General features: G+C 46.5%; 13 protein-coding genes. All 13 read right to left on the bottom strand.

Annotated features, from left to right (window positions below):
- Nucleotides 1-41: 41 nt before the first annotated feature.
- Entirely contained in the window at nt 42-800 is a 759-nt protein-coding gene (locus CK498_RS03580; protein WP_095619466.1) for a glycosyltransferase family 2 protein, read from the bottom strand.
- Entirely contained in the window at nt 790-1,887 is a 1,098-nt protein-coding gene (locus CK498_RS25625; protein WP_141246903.1) for a hypothetical protein, read from the bottom strand. The genes CK498_RS03580 and CK498_RS25625 overlap by 11 nt, the downstream gene beginning before the upstream one ends.
- Complete coding sequence (locus CK498_RS25630) at nt 1,884-3,017, bottom strand: polysialyltransferase family glycosyltransferase (RefSeq protein ID WP_141246904.1); 1,134 nt, start codon at nt 3,015-3,017, stop codon at nt 1,884-1,886. The genes CK498_RS25625 and CK498_RS25630 overlap by 4 nt, the downstream gene beginning before the upstream one ends.
- Nucleotides 3,014-4,213: an NUDIX domain-containing protein gene (locus CK498_RS25635; protein ID WP_141246905.1), complete on the bottom strand. Its 1,200-nt coding sequence runs from the start codon at nt 4,211-4,213 to the stop codon at nt 3,014-3,016. The genes CK498_RS25630 and CK498_RS25635 overlap by 4 nt, the downstream gene beginning before the upstream one ends.
- Nucleotides 4,214-4,295: 82 nt before the next feature.
- Nucleotides 4,296-4,790, bottom strand: a complete 495-nt coding sequence (locus tag CK498_RS25640; RefSeq protein ID WP_141246906.1) for a hypothetical protein — start codon at nt 4,788-4,790, stop codon at nt 4,296-4,298.
- Nucleotides 4,791-4,819: 29 nt separating this feature from the next.
- Nucleotides 4,820-6,388: a capsular polysaccharide export protein, LipB/KpsS family gene (locus CK498_RS25645; protein ID WP_141246907.1), complete on the bottom strand. Its 1,569-nt coding sequence runs from the start codon at nt 6,386-6,388 to the stop codon at nt 4,820-4,822.
- Nucleotides 6,389-6,402: 14 nt separating this feature from the next.
- The gene (locus tag CK498_RS03585) at nt 6,403-7,065 is read right to left on the bottom strand and encodes an HAD family hydrolase (protein ID WP_095619467.1); all 663 of its coding nucleotides are present in this window, start codon (nt 7,063-7,065) and stop codon (nt 6,403-6,405) included.
- 3 nt (nt 7,066-7,068) lie between these two features.
- Nucleotides 7,069-7,803, bottom strand: a complete 735-nt coding sequence (locus tag CK498_RS03590; RefSeq protein WP_095619468.1) for a 3-deoxy-manno-octulosonate cytidylyltransferase — start codon at nt 7,801-7,803, stop codon at nt 7,069-7,071.
- On the bottom strand, nt 7,803-9,413 hold the full coding sequence (locus CK498_RS03595) for an aldolase catalytic domain-containing protein (RefSeq protein WP_217987679.1): 1,611 nt from the start codon (nt 9,411-9,413) through the stop codon (nt 7,803-7,805). Before CK498_RS03595 ends, CK498_RS03590 begins: the two co-directional genes overlap by 1 nt.
- 33 nt (nt 9,414-9,446) lie before the next feature.
- A complete protein-coding gene (locus CK498_RS25650; RefSeq protein WP_141246908.1) occupies nt 9,447-11,066 on the bottom strand; it encodes an ABC transporter ATP-binding protein in 1,620 nt (539 codons plus the stop codon).
- A gap of 108 nt (nt 11,067-11,174) precedes the next feature.
- Nucleotides 11,175-12,095 (bottom strand): hypothetical protein, encoded by a 921-nt coding sequence (locus tag CK498_RS25655; protein ID WP_141246909.1) that lies wholly within the window; start codon nt 12,093-12,095, stop codon nt 11,175-11,177.
- A gap of 20 nt (nt 12,096-12,115) precedes the next feature.
- Nucleotides 12,116-14,050: a sulfate adenylyltransferase subunit CysN gene (gene cysN, locus CK498_RS03600; protein ID WP_095619470.1), complete on the bottom strand. Its 1,935-nt coding sequence runs from the start codon at nt 14,048-14,050 to the stop codon at nt 12,116-12,118.
- Between the two features lie 125 nt (nt 14,051-14,175).
- Nucleotides 14,176-15,093, bottom strand: coding sequence for a sulfate adenylyltransferase subunit CysD (cysD, locus tag CK498_RS03605; RefSeq protein WP_095619471.1), 918 nt, complete (start codon nt 15,091-15,093; stop codon nt 14,176-14,178).
- Nucleotides 15,094-15,433: the final 340 nt, after the last annotated feature.

Below are 15,433 nucleotides of genomic sequence, written 5' to 3' on the forward strand. Positions count from 1 at the left end.
GCAGCAGCGGCGCAGATAGTCTCATATCCGCAAGGTAAAAGTCACCGCTGCTTGCGCATAGCACTGGCGGCATGATGGGCCAGATACCAGCCAGAGGCGAAGACACCAAGCGCTTCCTGCTCGCGATAGATTGCGTATATGTCACGCAGCTTGGCGAGCTTGTTGGTCGAGAGACTGTTCCCTCCCGCATGATAGACTGCGTGCACACCCGGGTACTTGTGAGCCGGTCCGCCTTTGCGTGTCAACGCCAGCCACAAGCCCCAATCTTGGCCCCGCCTGACATCAGGCATATACACCTTCCCCAGCGCTTCTTGATCATATGCAGCCGTCAGGCAACCTATAGGGCAGCTGTGAAGAAGATCGCGGTAGCTGACCTGGTCTGGCGCGACAAAGGAGGGCTGCGAAGCCCCCGTCTGCCGATTCCGCTGTTCATAATCGCCATGACTGAAGGCTACACGCTTGCTCTGCATGAAGCCTATTTGCGCCAGCAGCTTGCCGGGCAGCCAAAGATCATCACTGTCGAGGAAAGCGATATAGCGACCACTAGCAGCTTCGATGCCTAGGTTACGAGCGGCACCGGCCCCCCGATTCGGCTGAAACAAACAAAGGAGCTTATCGTCACGGTCGCTCCATTCCTCCAACACTGCAGCAGTGCTATCTGAGGATCCATCATCGATAATAATATGCTCGTAACTAAAATCACCATCTTGATTACAGACGCTATTTATCACTCGAGGCAAGTGATCCGCCCCATTATAAACAGGCGTAATTATAGAAACCTGAATACTACTAGACGACATTTCGATTCTCGACGTGATCAGCCAGGTGCATTATATTGACATTACTACCTTTCTCATGGCGGCTAAAAAAAGAACTTTCTGAAGATTTGATACTCATGCTGGAAAGAGCGTTTTCAGGGGGCTTAAAGCATACTAGAACAGTAGAATCCTGCTTTATCCTGTCAAGAACGTCAAAGGCACTACTAAACCAACCACCAATCAATGAGGCCTTATTTTTACTGAGCACATATTCAAGCTCATAAGGGTAGTCAAGACGGATGCATTCAATGTCAAACTCGTCCTTAATTAGTTTCAATGACTCATCGCTTTCAGACCAATGTGCAATGTAGCGTATGGGATGTTCGCTATTTTTCTGAACGATAGCCAACCATTCGCGGTAATCTTCCCATACCAGCTCTCCTCTATCGACAAAAGGGGCACCTAAAAAATCAAAACGCGGCTCAACTACTGCATCGACCATTATTGACTTTATATAATCATAATGGTTCTCTGTAGACTCACAGCCAATGGCAATAGCCTCGTCGTTGTATAAGGTGAAAAAACTCGGATTAAACCGTACACTATCGATGTCACCATAGAACAAGCGGGCTACCAGTATTTTCAAAAAACACCCTAGCCTACTACCTGGATACTCGATGCCGAGCCAGTTATGCCTTCCCTTCCTCTTACGCGCCTCTAAATATGATAGTGTGCTAGTTCCATCATCAAGTATGGTGACTCTTTCCGCAGATGAATGAGCTGCAGCCAACATTTCTTGGTTCAGAATATTGCCAATAAAAACTTTACCCGCGCTTTCACATTTTGGAACAACCTCATTTTTTATGACCCTTTTATTATATATGAGTGATTGAATAGCATGTATCGGTTGATATCCAGCATCTGGCTTCATGAGTGATACATGAACACATTCGTCAAAAACGTCGCCCACAAACTCAGCAGCCAATCCCAAAACATCACCGAACCCATTCCCTTTATCAAGCACAATCAATAGTGTTGTACATGAGTCAGAAAGTAGTGTCCTGCGGGCCTCGATAGCATTCAGCAAGTGAAGGGGCGCAGAAATCAGAAAACAAGCACTGTAATTCACAAGTCAATCACGTTAATATTATATTGACCACCTTTTGCATATCGCTTATAAAACATTTTAGCACTAGACAGCGCAGGTGTTGAGCTATATTTTTCAAGGTTAAACCTGTATGCATCAACTTTCACATCTGAGTTCTTCGAAACATACTCTAAAGCTGAACAAAACCAAGATGCCACAACAGAAGGCCGTTCATTACTTATAGCGAAAGAAAACTCATATGGGAGATTTTTTCTCATGACTGTAAAATGAAGTGACTCACGAATTTTTTCCCCAAATTCATCACTTTCTGCCGGGTGCAGAAGATAGCAAATATCAAGATTTGGGTAAAAGGTTTTTACTTTCTCGAGCCATTCCACATAATCTTCAAGCGGTATACCATCTCTTTCTACTAAGGGCGCACCTAGGAAGTGAACAACATCGCTAATTGTATAATCTTTATTCTCTTGAGAGCTCAGCCAAGTGTAGCTATTTTTAACACCACTAAAACCTATTGGAGCCATATTGGAGTATTGCGAGAATAAAATATATTCATGAGAATACGGGGGGCGCATCAGCAACCCACTCAGTATATGAACGACTCCATAGAGAGTGAAATAAAATTTTTCTTTTGAGCGCTCACTTTCTATATCATCACTACTTTCATAAACATAATCTTCTACTGGATCATATTCCAAGTAGTTTCTTTTCTTGTATAAAACTCTCTCAGTCAAAGTTCCATCATCTATAAGCACTAGCGAATTTGGTCTTAGCCAAGCATGAAGACGCTTCATCATGAAATTGTTCAAATATGGCATACACAAGAATGAACATCTCTTCCATGCAATTATTTTTTTACGCCACTTGCGCATTGATAAGTATTGACTCTTTGCTGATTCTATTCCTTGCCAAAATCCTATATCTTGCTCATGTCGTGGATCATTCTCTATATAAATGATCTCGCCCCACTCGAGTAAGCCAATCACTTGCTCCAGCCTATCACGATGATTGTCTATTCTAGGAAGAAGTAGCAGAACACAAGATTCCGGATTTATTCGCCAGTGCTTTACCACTTCAATGGAGTTGAGAATGTGGAGCGGCGAGATACATATAAACAAGCTTATATCTTTATCGGCAGAAACCAAAGTATTCATCTCTTTAACTCGCCAGCTAAATGTGTCAAACCTATCGCTTCCTGCATGTAATCTGGAAAATCGCTCCGTAACAGAAGTTTAGCTTTTTCATACCACACATACTTAAAACGTTGTGATAAATTATTTAAATCCATTTTATGGGGAACAGAAAGTGTGAATAAGAAAATAATATCGTGAACAGTTTTCCCACTTTCTTTATCTAACCTCTCTACCCAGCCATTCCTATTAATATCACTTATTTTCTCTTTAGCGACGCCCGTTTCGGACAAGGCTCTCATCACAGCATCGTGTAATTTTTCACCTTTTCTTACTCCCACCGTAGGAATTAATGTATATACCTCTTTAAACCGATTTTCCACTTCCTGCAGAAGACAACTATCTTCTGTGACAAGCAGAATACTCACCTTGACTTTAGGAGTCGTCTTATTCGCTTCCGAAGGGACTGACTTTATGTTGACTTTATCTCCACTTTCATGCCTTGCATAGAATTGACTCGCAGCTTCTAAAATTACCGCCTGTCGCTTTTGTTTATTTCTAGGCAGCTTTACTGGAGGAATGCGGTAACCGACTAAATTCATATTTTTTATGTTTGCAACTGCCAAATTATCTAGTGCTGTACAAAACCAGCTGCATACTATGGCCGGTCTTCTCTCCATAAAGCACAATTCTACTTCATATGGTAATCGATAACGAAGAACTGAAATACCCAAACTAGCTTCTAGTTTGTTAGCAAATAAGTCACTCTCACGTGGATGCAATATATAAATAAATTCTCGCGAACCATACTCGTGCACAATAGAGCGAAGCCACTCAAAATAAGTTGATTCTGGCACACCCTCCCTTTCAACCAATGGGGCTCCTAGAAAATGAACTGATTTACCACTTTTGGAGCCCGACTCCGCTTTCCTTTTGAGCCAGAGTAACTTATTCTCGCTCCAATTTGCAGGACCCACCGGCCATAACTCATAAATTGAAAAATAAATTTGGTTTTTTGGTAAGTCTTTATTAATAACTTTCTCATCACCATCTATCAAGGCAGATGTATGCTTCGGCAATCCAAGTATCCCTAACACTTGTTTGTATATGGCATCCCTAATGTATTCTTTCGCCCTCGCTGCATTCGCTTTTCTGACCAATCTCCATGCAAATAACACACCTGGAATACGTTTCAAAAGATTTTTTAAACCAGCCCACACGAGCAATTCCTCTTATCTTAACGAAATCATAGGAACAGTCACGAACACATAAAATAGCTACAAATAGATACTGAGATAATCGTTATTGTTTTTTTGAAGAAAAAGCCATTTGCCTTGCCAATACATACGATAATGTACCGTCGTCGTACCATATCACTTGCCTTGGCTTTAACCAGTTCACCACAAAGCGATTCATTACCAGTCGATTTAAAGGGCAAAAAATTCTTCTAACTTTTTTAGACGATACAAGTTGACTTTGCCATTTTCTATGATACTTATATTGATACCATAGGCCTAAGAAAAACCGCCACCCGCGACTTATTCTTGGGCGATCATCTATCCATATCACTCTACCCCAATTCCCTTGTTTAAGTATTGGATAGATATTTTCAGGATTGGTTAGCGGTGGCATAGTTATTACAATCCATACATTGCCATGCTCAATTTTAAATTTCTCACATGCCTCTAATGCATTAAGAACATGTAGAGACGTATTACACAGCATAACCGCTTCAGGCTGGCTGCATTCCTTGTCTAAAGCAGAGGTTTTATTATCTGCATTACCAATATCTGGCATATTCAGTTCTTGATCTGAACTCATTTTTGCTACAGAGCCTCTTGTTGCAAAGAGACATCCGGAAATGGCTTCTTAATAATTGCTCTATCAGTATCTTTCTGCTGAGCGATGATTGCCATGGCTAGCCGTATACCTATGTCTCTCTCATTAGCCGCCGCATCGAAGTCCTCAGACATACAAGGAGAGATATATGCATCTAAGTGACCAGTAAAGCTCAACTTTGCGAGCTTTCCAAGAAATAGACGAATATCATCTTGAGTATGTAACACTCCTTCTTGAATTTTTCTAAGAGCTATTTTAGCATCTTTCAGCGACCTTACTTTATATATCCCTGGTGCCTCCTGAAAGAGTATATGCCCCATAACAATTGCTGGCTTTCTCCACAGCCACGCTTCCCATGCGGCAGTACCTGTAAGCGTAGCTACTGCCCTACATTCACGTTGAAGATCTGCAGAAGATAAGTCTAAGCTAGCCAACTCCACATTCTGATTTTTCAATATTTCACGATACCAACCTAATGGACGGCGAGTTAGATCCTGAACAGGATGCTCTTTCACCATCAGCGTCCAGCCACTGGGTAATGCTTCTGATAACACACGAATAGCACGAAGTTGATCGGAGTACATACCACCTAATGGACAGGAGCTTGCCTCTGGTTGCATATGCAAAGGGAAATATACAAATGGTCTAGCCGGCAATTTCTTTTCCGCCAATTCCTTATATATTTTATTATTCTCTCGCTCAATTTTATATAATTCTACTTTACTACTCAATGTTATCCATTCGCCTTTTAAAACATGCTTTATTTTTTTCTTCCAATCAATCACACCATCATCATTTATTTTCCTTGAGAATTGCTTTGGCAACACTACCTCACTTCTCTCTAGTACTTCTTTAGAAGCTTCCGACAAGCTTTTTCCGGCAACTACTACCTCATCATAAATCAAGCGCAAGTCATCTGGCAAAGGAGCTCTGGCTTCGTCGTCACTAATGCTATCGCAACTTATTACACTTCCATCTCTATCGTATACTTTTCCATGTTCGTATAATGAATATGGGATGTACAAACGAGCACTTACACCTGGTACGATTGGTAGACGATAAGGAAAAGCTGCTGGAATGTTATAGATTTTACATAATTCATAACATATCAAATCGTCTACTAAGTGCGGAACATTAGAATTGACATATGCTACTAACTTTCGCTTATTAACAAATTCATTCCAATATGCTATTTTGTTTCTAACACTATTCCTTCTGTTGTCATATACATTTATAGACGGAGTACTAATCTCTTGGCGAATATGAGTACGCCCCTCCATTTCCATAATGGTTGCTTCAAGTTTAAGTAGTTTTTCCCACTTAGGTTGGTCCAAGGGAGCCGAAGATTGCGAGGTTCCCCTGATAACTAGCCGGTGTTCTTGCGGCATAATATTGTCGTCCTTAGCATAGTACCTTGCCGCAGGAGACACCAACATTACCTTTGAATTCAATTTCTCTTGAAAGCTCTTAAGAACGATAGGCCCTGTGCCCAACCCAGTAAATCGGGATTTATTTTTAGGCGTAAAAGGGAAACCAAATGCTAAGATAGTAGCCATACTAAGCTTTACCCCTAGAGCTCATCAAATTTATTGACAGAAAATAGGCTGTTTTCCTTTACATAAGACCTTGCGTCTTTATATTCACTAAACTTCAGCATGAAAATAAAATCCATATCAAACTCTTGGGCGACGACATGATCGTAACGAGCATCACCAAAAAATAGTGCAGGGTATTTCCAGTTATAGCGAGCTTTGGAAGCTCTCACTAATTCCATCTTATCATCTGGATTACCATATATATCTGTAAAATAACGGGCAAGATCCTTTTTTTCCAGCGCCCATTTCACCTCGTTCTGCTCGCCCCCTGAAACCACAAAACAGTGGCTTTCCTCAGGTAGTGACTCTAGGAATTCGCGTGCTCCCGGTGCGATTGCACACTGGGCTAACCCCTCTCGGACTTTTTCAGCGTAACGCTCCAATGCTAGCATGTACTTATCATGCGGGAAGTCATTGAAACCCAAGATGGTATCGAAGAAATAGTGAAATTTTTCCTGTCGCGAAACTCCACCATTTTCCGAATTGTATTTAACGAGTTCCTGGGCAGCCTCTTCTCCATAATCAACAGCTGCCAAATAGAACGCTTCTGATTTCACCCGATTACTATCAAGTAAGACCCCATCACAATCAAAAAAATAGGTCGGGTAACTGAGGATATTATGGTTTACGCTTCCCATAGCTCACCTCATTCCATTCTGATCTAAGGCTGCTATTACTCGAGCCACATCTTCAGGTTCATCAATGGCAATCGAACTGCCCGAAACAGGGATCATTCGAATTTCATAACCCATTTCGAGGAAGCGAAGAATCTCGATATCTTCGGATGCTTCTAGTGGCGTTTTCATTCCTTTAGCCGCGAATTCTGCCAGTGCTTCAGGTGGAAATGCATAGATACAGACTTGTTTTCTAGATGTGGTGAATTCCCGCTGTTTATTCCCTGGAATCGGTGAACGGCTCATATACAGCAATCGCCCATCTGGTCGAGCCACAACTTTCGGTACATTTTTACTAAAATAATCAGCCTCGTGAGTTATCTCACAAGTAGCGTTTAGAATCTCTCCAGGATACTGCTTTGCTGCTTCAATAACTGCTTGTATGTCTTCGGGACGTATTAACGGCTCATCGCCCTGCACGTTGATGTAGAGATCGGCTTCTAGCTCTTGGGCAGCTTCAGCCAAGCGGTCAGTGCCGGTAAGGCAGCTAGACGAAGTCATAACCCAGCGCATTCCCTGCTCTTCGCAATGCGTCGCTATACGATCATCATCCGTTGCCACAATGACTGAGTCGGCTCCTAATACAGGTTCGCAGCGCTCCCACACCCTGCGTAGAAGCGTTTTTCCTGCAACGTCTACCAATGGCTTACCCGGGTAGCGGCTAGAGCGATATCGAGCAGGGATTAGGATAAGACATTTCATTAATTATACTCCGGCGCGTATACACTTTTCTTCTTGAAGCTTAAGTTTGTAGGTGTAATCGATATTACCTGGAGAGGTTCAGGACTAGATTTATGATATAGCTTCAGTGCTTCTTCAATTTCAATATGCCGTGGATCATGTGACTTATAGCCATCTAGCCCACAAGCTTGCACGGAAGATGCGCCTGCCGCATTTACCAGTGCTATAGCGTACAAAAGCGTAAGTGGCGTAGGTATCACACACTCAGTTTCACTGATTACGAAGCGCGAGGCATCAAGCTTAAGGCCATAGTCCATCAACTTCCAGTTTTTGAGTGAGTCACGCATTTTCTCAGGGATTGCACCTGCCGGGGTAATAAGCTGTCCCGTATGCTGATGATAGTAATCCTGGTCCATCAGCATTCTATTGGTGTTACATGCAACCCAGGCGTCGATGCGATCTGACGGGAACCAAGGATTACTGTTCAGACATATCACAAAAGGATCATGCTCATCTATGTAATGTATGAGAGCTTCCATGTGATCACGGCTGCTTTCCCCCGGTCCAATTAGCAAGACATTACGGTCTTTGAGCCAGTCCTTGGCAACCCAACTGCCCTCTACGGAGTGCTGCTCGCCACCACCGACTGCCTCAAGCAGGGTAGAATAAGAGTAGCCCGACGCTTTTGTTTCCCCGAGACGCTGAAGCGCCGCGATGACTTGATCGTGGTCATAGCGGCCCTCACTAAGCATTTCCTGGACGTAAGTAGGGTGAACGCCATACAGTGCCGAAAGATGGTAAAAGAGATTCGGCCCCCATTTGCAGCGTTCCTGCATGGGAAGGAAATCACTCACGACCAGATCAAGAAGGCTGTCTAACCGTGATTCACGTATGTTTTTCCTAGCCAGTTCCAACAACAAATACTCGAGGCGCACATTCCCTGCGCCTCTCCCCATTCCCAATACAGTTGCATCCAGCCATGTGGCCCCTGCTTCATAGGCCGCGAGCGTATTGGCCAAGCCATTACCCATGTTGTCATGAGAGTGGAAGCCAATTTCTCCACTCCAGCCTTTGCGAAGCGCCTTGACGGTATTGGCCACGTCCTCTGGCCACATGTTGCCGAGAGAATCGGCAAAGTAAAGTGCTTCCAGCGGCCACTCAGCCATCGCCACGGCTTTAGCCGTAATCTCGTCGGGCGAGCGTCCACCGGCCTGCATTAGATTGAAGCCAATCTTATACCCCAGTTCATGGAGCGCATAGATCGCTTCCTCACAGGCTTCGGCTTCCTTGAAGTGAGCAGCAATTCGCACGAGCTCTACAGGAGACTCATCTGCCGGAGAGAAAGTCTCCATCACTTGAGCACGAGGATTTCCCCCTGCCAATAGGTCCTTAGCATTACACATGACACCCAAGGTAACGCCATCGGGTACCCTTAGCGTCTCAAGCCATTTGTCGGTGGCAAAAGCATAGGCGCCGTAAAAGGTCTCTTTGTCAATGAACCTAAAGCCAATCTCTACAAAGTCTATTTTTGCATCGGCCATTGCTTCAAGGTACTTTTCAACCAAGACTTTATCGAAGTCCCAATCGTTATAATAACCGCCATCTCTAAGCGTGCAATCGATAATTTTCATATGCCCTCCTAGCATCTTAACTATTTCGCTTTATCATATATCTTCATCAATTTCATTATCAGAGAAGGTTTTCACCAATTTATCACGCCGACTCTGTACAACATTTGATATTTTCGAAGCATTAGCTTTAATAAAGTCTACAGTCCCAGCAGCAACTAACTTACCATCATCCGCACCAACTAAGTGGATATCCACCTTACGGTTATGCACTCCCTTACCTGTTTTATCACATGCAACAAGATAACGAATCTCTTTCCTTTTCAACTCTTCCCACAGTCCGGGATCTTCTCTCAAAGTTTGCACATTGACAAAGACTATACTGTCCTTATCAATCTCAAAATTTCCAGCAGCCATTTTGGTATTTCCTTTGAGTGATAGGACCTTCCTATCACTACTGATAATGACCATTTTAGTTATAAGACTATCAAGTTCGCTATATCTTTGACCAACTAGAATTCTGGCATAGTGTCTTAGCGTATATCTATTGACAGGCACATCTGTTGTAATCCCAATGGTCTGGCCTGACTCAATAAACAATCGTCTACCACCATTATATATACCATCTTTCATCACGCGTACTACAAACTTGTCTGGCAGACAGCTGTATGACTGACCTGTTCCATTTCCATGTGATAAAAAATCACAGACGCGATGGATTGCAGGAAAAAGTCTTGAATATGTCGCCATCGTTTGAAACAACTGCTTAAAGGCGGCCATGGTAAATCTGAACACAACCAAAAAGCCGAGGATAAAAGTCCAGCTAACTTGGTTAATTAATGCTAAATATCCCATATAGGTAAGCAGCACGAATATCCCTATCGCCATTATACACTGGCTCATATACTCAGCCTCAGCTAAGGCTGTAAAGCGTCTCCTAAAAGCATCAGATGCCTTTATAAAGGCACCCCCACTATCGTGAGCAGATAGAACTGGCCGCCCTTTTTTAACATTAACCTCAGTTAGCTCATCGCCTCTTTTTAATATATCTAAAGTGCTTTTTCTAGCTGGAGAGCTCAGCATTTCATGGTCTTTTGTCGCTTTCGTAGCACCCAAGTTAATTATATAGTAGACGGGACCAGCCAAAAAAACCAAAATAATAATAAAAATTGTTGACTGCCAGCTCAATAGACTCATGACAACAAACCCTACTGGCACTACGAGTATGGCGACAACACTTTGCAAAATTCGTCTGACAGCCATACCACATTGGCGTGCGTCAGAGTTTTGAAGCCTATTCAGTTCAAGGTATAGTCTATTTTCACTCATGTAAGCTGCAGGCACAGTCAGCTTGCCACCAAACGAAGTAAGTATTTTCCCAGCACAGTGAACTTGAAACTCTGCACCTAGAGCAATACTTAGCTTTTTTGCAAGATACACAAGGTAAAACCCTGCTATAAGAAACACCAAAGCACCTATTAGCAGGTACAAAAAAACTCCTGTGTGAAGAAGATCTTTTACTGGGCCAAGAAATGGTACCTCGCCATTAGTTTCAAACAAGTTCAAAAAATATAGTATTGATGCTAGTGAGACCCCACTCAAGAACACTCCAATCCCTGATGCAACCACCACCTTCATGAAGGACTTTGTATTACTTATCCATACCTCTTTTAGCAGCCATAGAAACCCAAGATAATATCTACGACCTTGCCCCATGATTCTTTCGACATGCATTAAACGCAATCAGCTATCCGCCATAGAATAAGTAAATTTTAAACCAACATCTACCCGATATATTAAAAAATATCATTTACTGTAGAAACCTTAGACACCCACATAGAATGCTTGACTGTACTTTTCTTTCAACCTTGAGATATCTTCTCTATATTTTTCCCTCCATTCTTTTATTTCTATGTCATTCAATAAAATCGGCTTCCCTCCCATCTCTCCTTCATTAAACTGACTTTCTAAAACTTTCCTCATGGCTCTTTTTGCTTTCTTCCTATCTTGAGGATTCAAACTAGGGGTCTTATTGATTTCCTCATTAAAAGCTCTTGACAGCCTTAATGGAATCTTGCCAAAGGAGACATTCACCATCTCTTCCCCTGGGATTTGGAAATCATGGTTTATATTTCGTCCATAATAAAAACTCATTATCTTTTTATGCATTTCTTGAGGGGATTGTTTATAATCCTCATAATCCCATAGAAAAACATTTTCCTCTCCGAAATTTCCGACTATTGAATCAACAACCGGCGCCCAACTAAACCCATCCTTCTTTATTCCTAAATGATATTTTTTAAACTGCTTTCCCATCCCATGTTTCACTAGCCACTTATAACTTGACTCGATGAATTCGTCGTAACTTCTTATGCTAAATGAAACTTTTACATTTGATTCTTTCAAGCCATCGCTGAAAAGTGAACAAATTTTGCTTGCATTAGGATAAATCACACCTGATTTACTTAGGTCGAGCCCGCCAAGAAACCCTTCGTAAGAGATTAGAACATCCTTTTTCCCATCAACACTCTGCAAGAAGTTGTTAAATTTTTGGGGAAACCTACTAGTAAGTTCCTTTTCCTCTATGGACCAAGAAGCCCACTCACCTAGCTCCTCTTTTAGGTCTTTCTTAACATAAAGTTCGACATTGGATTCATGAAAAAAATCATTATTTTCTTTCAGCCATTTTTGAAATAGAGTTGAGCCAGTTTTGTGAGCGCCAAAATGGAGATAAACATTGTTCATATCACTTCCTTTATGATCAATCAGACAGAAATCTTAATCAATTTCTTGACTAATTCCTGCTGAGTAAATATATCGCTCTTTAAAATTACTTCTGCGCGCGGTGGTACCTCATAAGGACTATCAATCCCGGTAAAGTCCTTGATCTTGCCCTCCCGCGCCTTCTGGTACAGGCCTTTGGGATCGCGCTGCTCACATACGTCCAGCGGGGTGTCGACGTGCACTTCGATAAAGGCGTCGTCGTCGAACAGCGCGCGCACCGCGTCGCGGTCCTTGCGGAACGGCGAGATAAAGGCGGTGATGACGATGATGCCGGCTTCGGCAAACAGCCGCGCGACTTCGCCGACGCGGCGGATATTCTCGGCGCGGTCGGCTTCGCTCATGCCGAGGTCCTTGCACAGCCCGTGGCGCACGTTGTCGCCGTCCAGCAGCATGGTGTGGTAGCCGCGCCGGTTGAGCTCGATGTCGAGAGCATTGGCGAGCGTCGACTTGCCGGAGCCGGAGAGCCCGGTGAACCAGATGCACTTGCCGCTGTGGCCGTTGAGCTGCTCGCGCATGGCCTGGGTGACGCTGGTGCGGTTCCAGACGACGTTGGCCTTGCTGTCGTGGGCGCGGTACTCGTAGGGCGTTTCGCTGTCGGTGGGCTGGTGGATCATGCCGGCGCCGACGGTGACGTTGGTCAGCCGGTCGATGAGGATGAAGCTGCCGGTGCCGGGGCTCTTGCGGTAGTCGTCCACCGGTACCGGGGCGGTGAGCTCGACGCTGCAGCGGGCAATACTGTTGAGGTCGAGGTGCTCGGCGTGGCGGTGTTCGAGGGTGTTGACGTCGATCTGGTAGTCGATGGCGGTGACCTTGCCGGCCAGGTCGCGGGTGGCGAGCTTGAGGTCGTAGAGCTTGCCGGGCTCGAGGGCAGTGTCGTGCATCCAGACGATGTCGGCGTCGAAGCCGACCACCAGCGGGACTTCGGCCTCGGCGCTGACCAGCCAGTCGCCGCGGGAGATGTCGATCTCGTCGGCGAGCGTGAGGGTGATGGCCTGACCGGGATAGGCGACGTCGAGGTCGCCGTCGAAGGTGACGATGCGTTCGACTGCACTGGTCTTGCCCGAGGGCAGCGCCTTGACCGCTTGCCCGGGGCGCAGGATGCCGGCGGCCAGGGTGCCGCAGTAGCCGCGGAAGTCGAGGTTGGGGCGGTTGACGTACTGCACCGGGAAGCGCAGGTCGCTGAGGTTCTGGTCGTGGGTGATCTCGACGCTTTCGAGCAGCTGCAGCAGCGTGGCGCCGGGGGCGCCGCTGGCGTCGCGGTACCAGGGGGTGTGCTGGCTGGCGTCGACGACGTTGTCGCCGTTCAGCGCCGAGAGCGGGATAAAGCGGATGTCCGGGGCGTGGAGCTTGGCGGCGACCTCCTGGTACTGCGCGACGATCTCGTCGTAGCGCGCCTGGGAGAAGTCGACCAGGTCCATCTTGTTGACCGCGATCACCAGGTGCTGGATGCCCAGCAGGTCGGCGATGAAGCTGTGCCGGCGGGTCTGGGTCTGCACGCCGTAGCGGGCGTCGATCAGGATCACCGCCAGGCTGGCGGTGGAGGCGCCGGTGGCCATGTTGCGGGTGTACTGCTCGTGGCCTGGGGTGTCGGCGATGATGAACTTGCGCTTGTCGGTGGAGAAGAAGCGGTAGGCGACGTCGATGGTGATGCCCTGCTCGCGCTCCGACTGCAGGCCGTCGACCAGCAGCGCCAGGTCGACGGCGTCACCGGTGGTGCCGCTGGTCTTGGAGGCCTGGGTAATCGCCGCCAGTTGGTCCTCGTAGATCATCTTGGAGTCGTGCAGCAGCCGCCCGATCAGGGTCGACTTGCCGTCGTCGACGCTGCCGCAGGTGATGAAGCGCAGCAGGTCCTTGTTCTCGTGTTCCTTGAGGTAGGACTCGATATCGTCGGCGATCAAGGGCGAAGAATGAGACATAATCAATCCTGAAGAAATAGATATAGGGAAGGTGACTCGAGCGGACTATCGCGGTTGAAACCGCTCCCACAACACCGGGTTATTTGCCCTGTAGGAGCGACGTCAGTCGCGATCATCGGTGTCTACTAGAAATATCCCTCGCGCTTCTTCTTCTCCATGGAGCCGGCCTGGTCGTGGTCGATGGCCCGGCCGCTGCGTTCGCTGGTCTTGGTCAGCAGCATCTCCTGGATGATCTCGGGCAGGGTCGCGGCATGCGACTCCACCGCGCCGGTGAGCGGGTAGCAGCCCAGGGTGCGGAAGCGTACCCACTTCTCCTCGGGCACTTCGCCAGGCTCAAGCGGCAGGCGCTCGTCGTCGACCATGATCTGCATGCCGTCGCGCTCGACGATCGGCCGCGGCGCGGCGTAGTAGAGCGGCACGATGGGGATCTGCTCGAGGTAGATGTACTGCCAGATGTCCAGCTCGGTCCAGTTGGAGAGCGGGAACACGCGGATCGATTCGCCCTTGTTGACCTTGGCGTTGTAGATGCTCCACAGCTCCGGGCGCTGGTTCTTGGGGTCCCAGCGGTGGTACTTGTCGCGGAACGAGTAGACCCGCTCCTTGGCGCGGCTGGCCTCCTCGTCGCGGCGCGCACCGCCGAAGGCGGCATCGAAGCCGTGCTGGGTCAGCGCCTGCTTGAGCGCCTGGGTCTTCATCACGTCGGTGTACTTGGCGCTGCCGTGGTCGAAGGGGTTGATGTTAGCCGCCCGCCCCTCCTCATTGGTATGCACGATCAGCTCCATGCCAGCCTCCGCCGCCATGCGGTTGCGGAACTGGATCATCTCCTTGAACTTCCAGGTGGTGTCGATGTGCATCAGCGGGAACGGCGGCGTGCCCGGGTAGAAGGCCTTGCGCGCCAGGTGCAGCATCACCGAGGAGTCCTTGCCGATGGAGTACATCATCACCGGATGGCGGAACTCGGCGGCGACTTCACGGATGATATGGATCGACTCCGCCTCGAGCTGCTTGAGGTGGGTTTGACGTTCGGGGGTGATTCCAGACATCGACAATACCTTGGAAAATTATATTCGCTGAAGCATTCAGGGGAAAAGCGCAATGAGGCTAATCAATATATATTTAATTCAAAACTTTATTGGCTTGAACCTCAAGACTATTAGCCATATTTTGCAGGATGCTCATGTTAGCATAGGCAGCAGTGAGTGCATCGAAGAGTACTCGAGGATTTTCAATGTACTCATGAATCATCTGATTACGTAACTGTCTTAGAGCTATCCAATCCTCAGACGAATCAAGCCAACCGTATTTCTCAGCCTTTTCTAGATTAATTAGGACCTGCAGCATATTCCAGATGCCGTACTTCCTTCTTCACCACTCGCATGAGAA

It is taken from the genome of Halomonas salipaludis (genome assembly GCF_002286975.1).
Taxonomy (GTDB): Bacteria; Pseudomonadota; Gammaproteobacteria; order Pseudomonadales; family Halomonadaceae; genus Franzmannia; species Franzmannia salipaludis.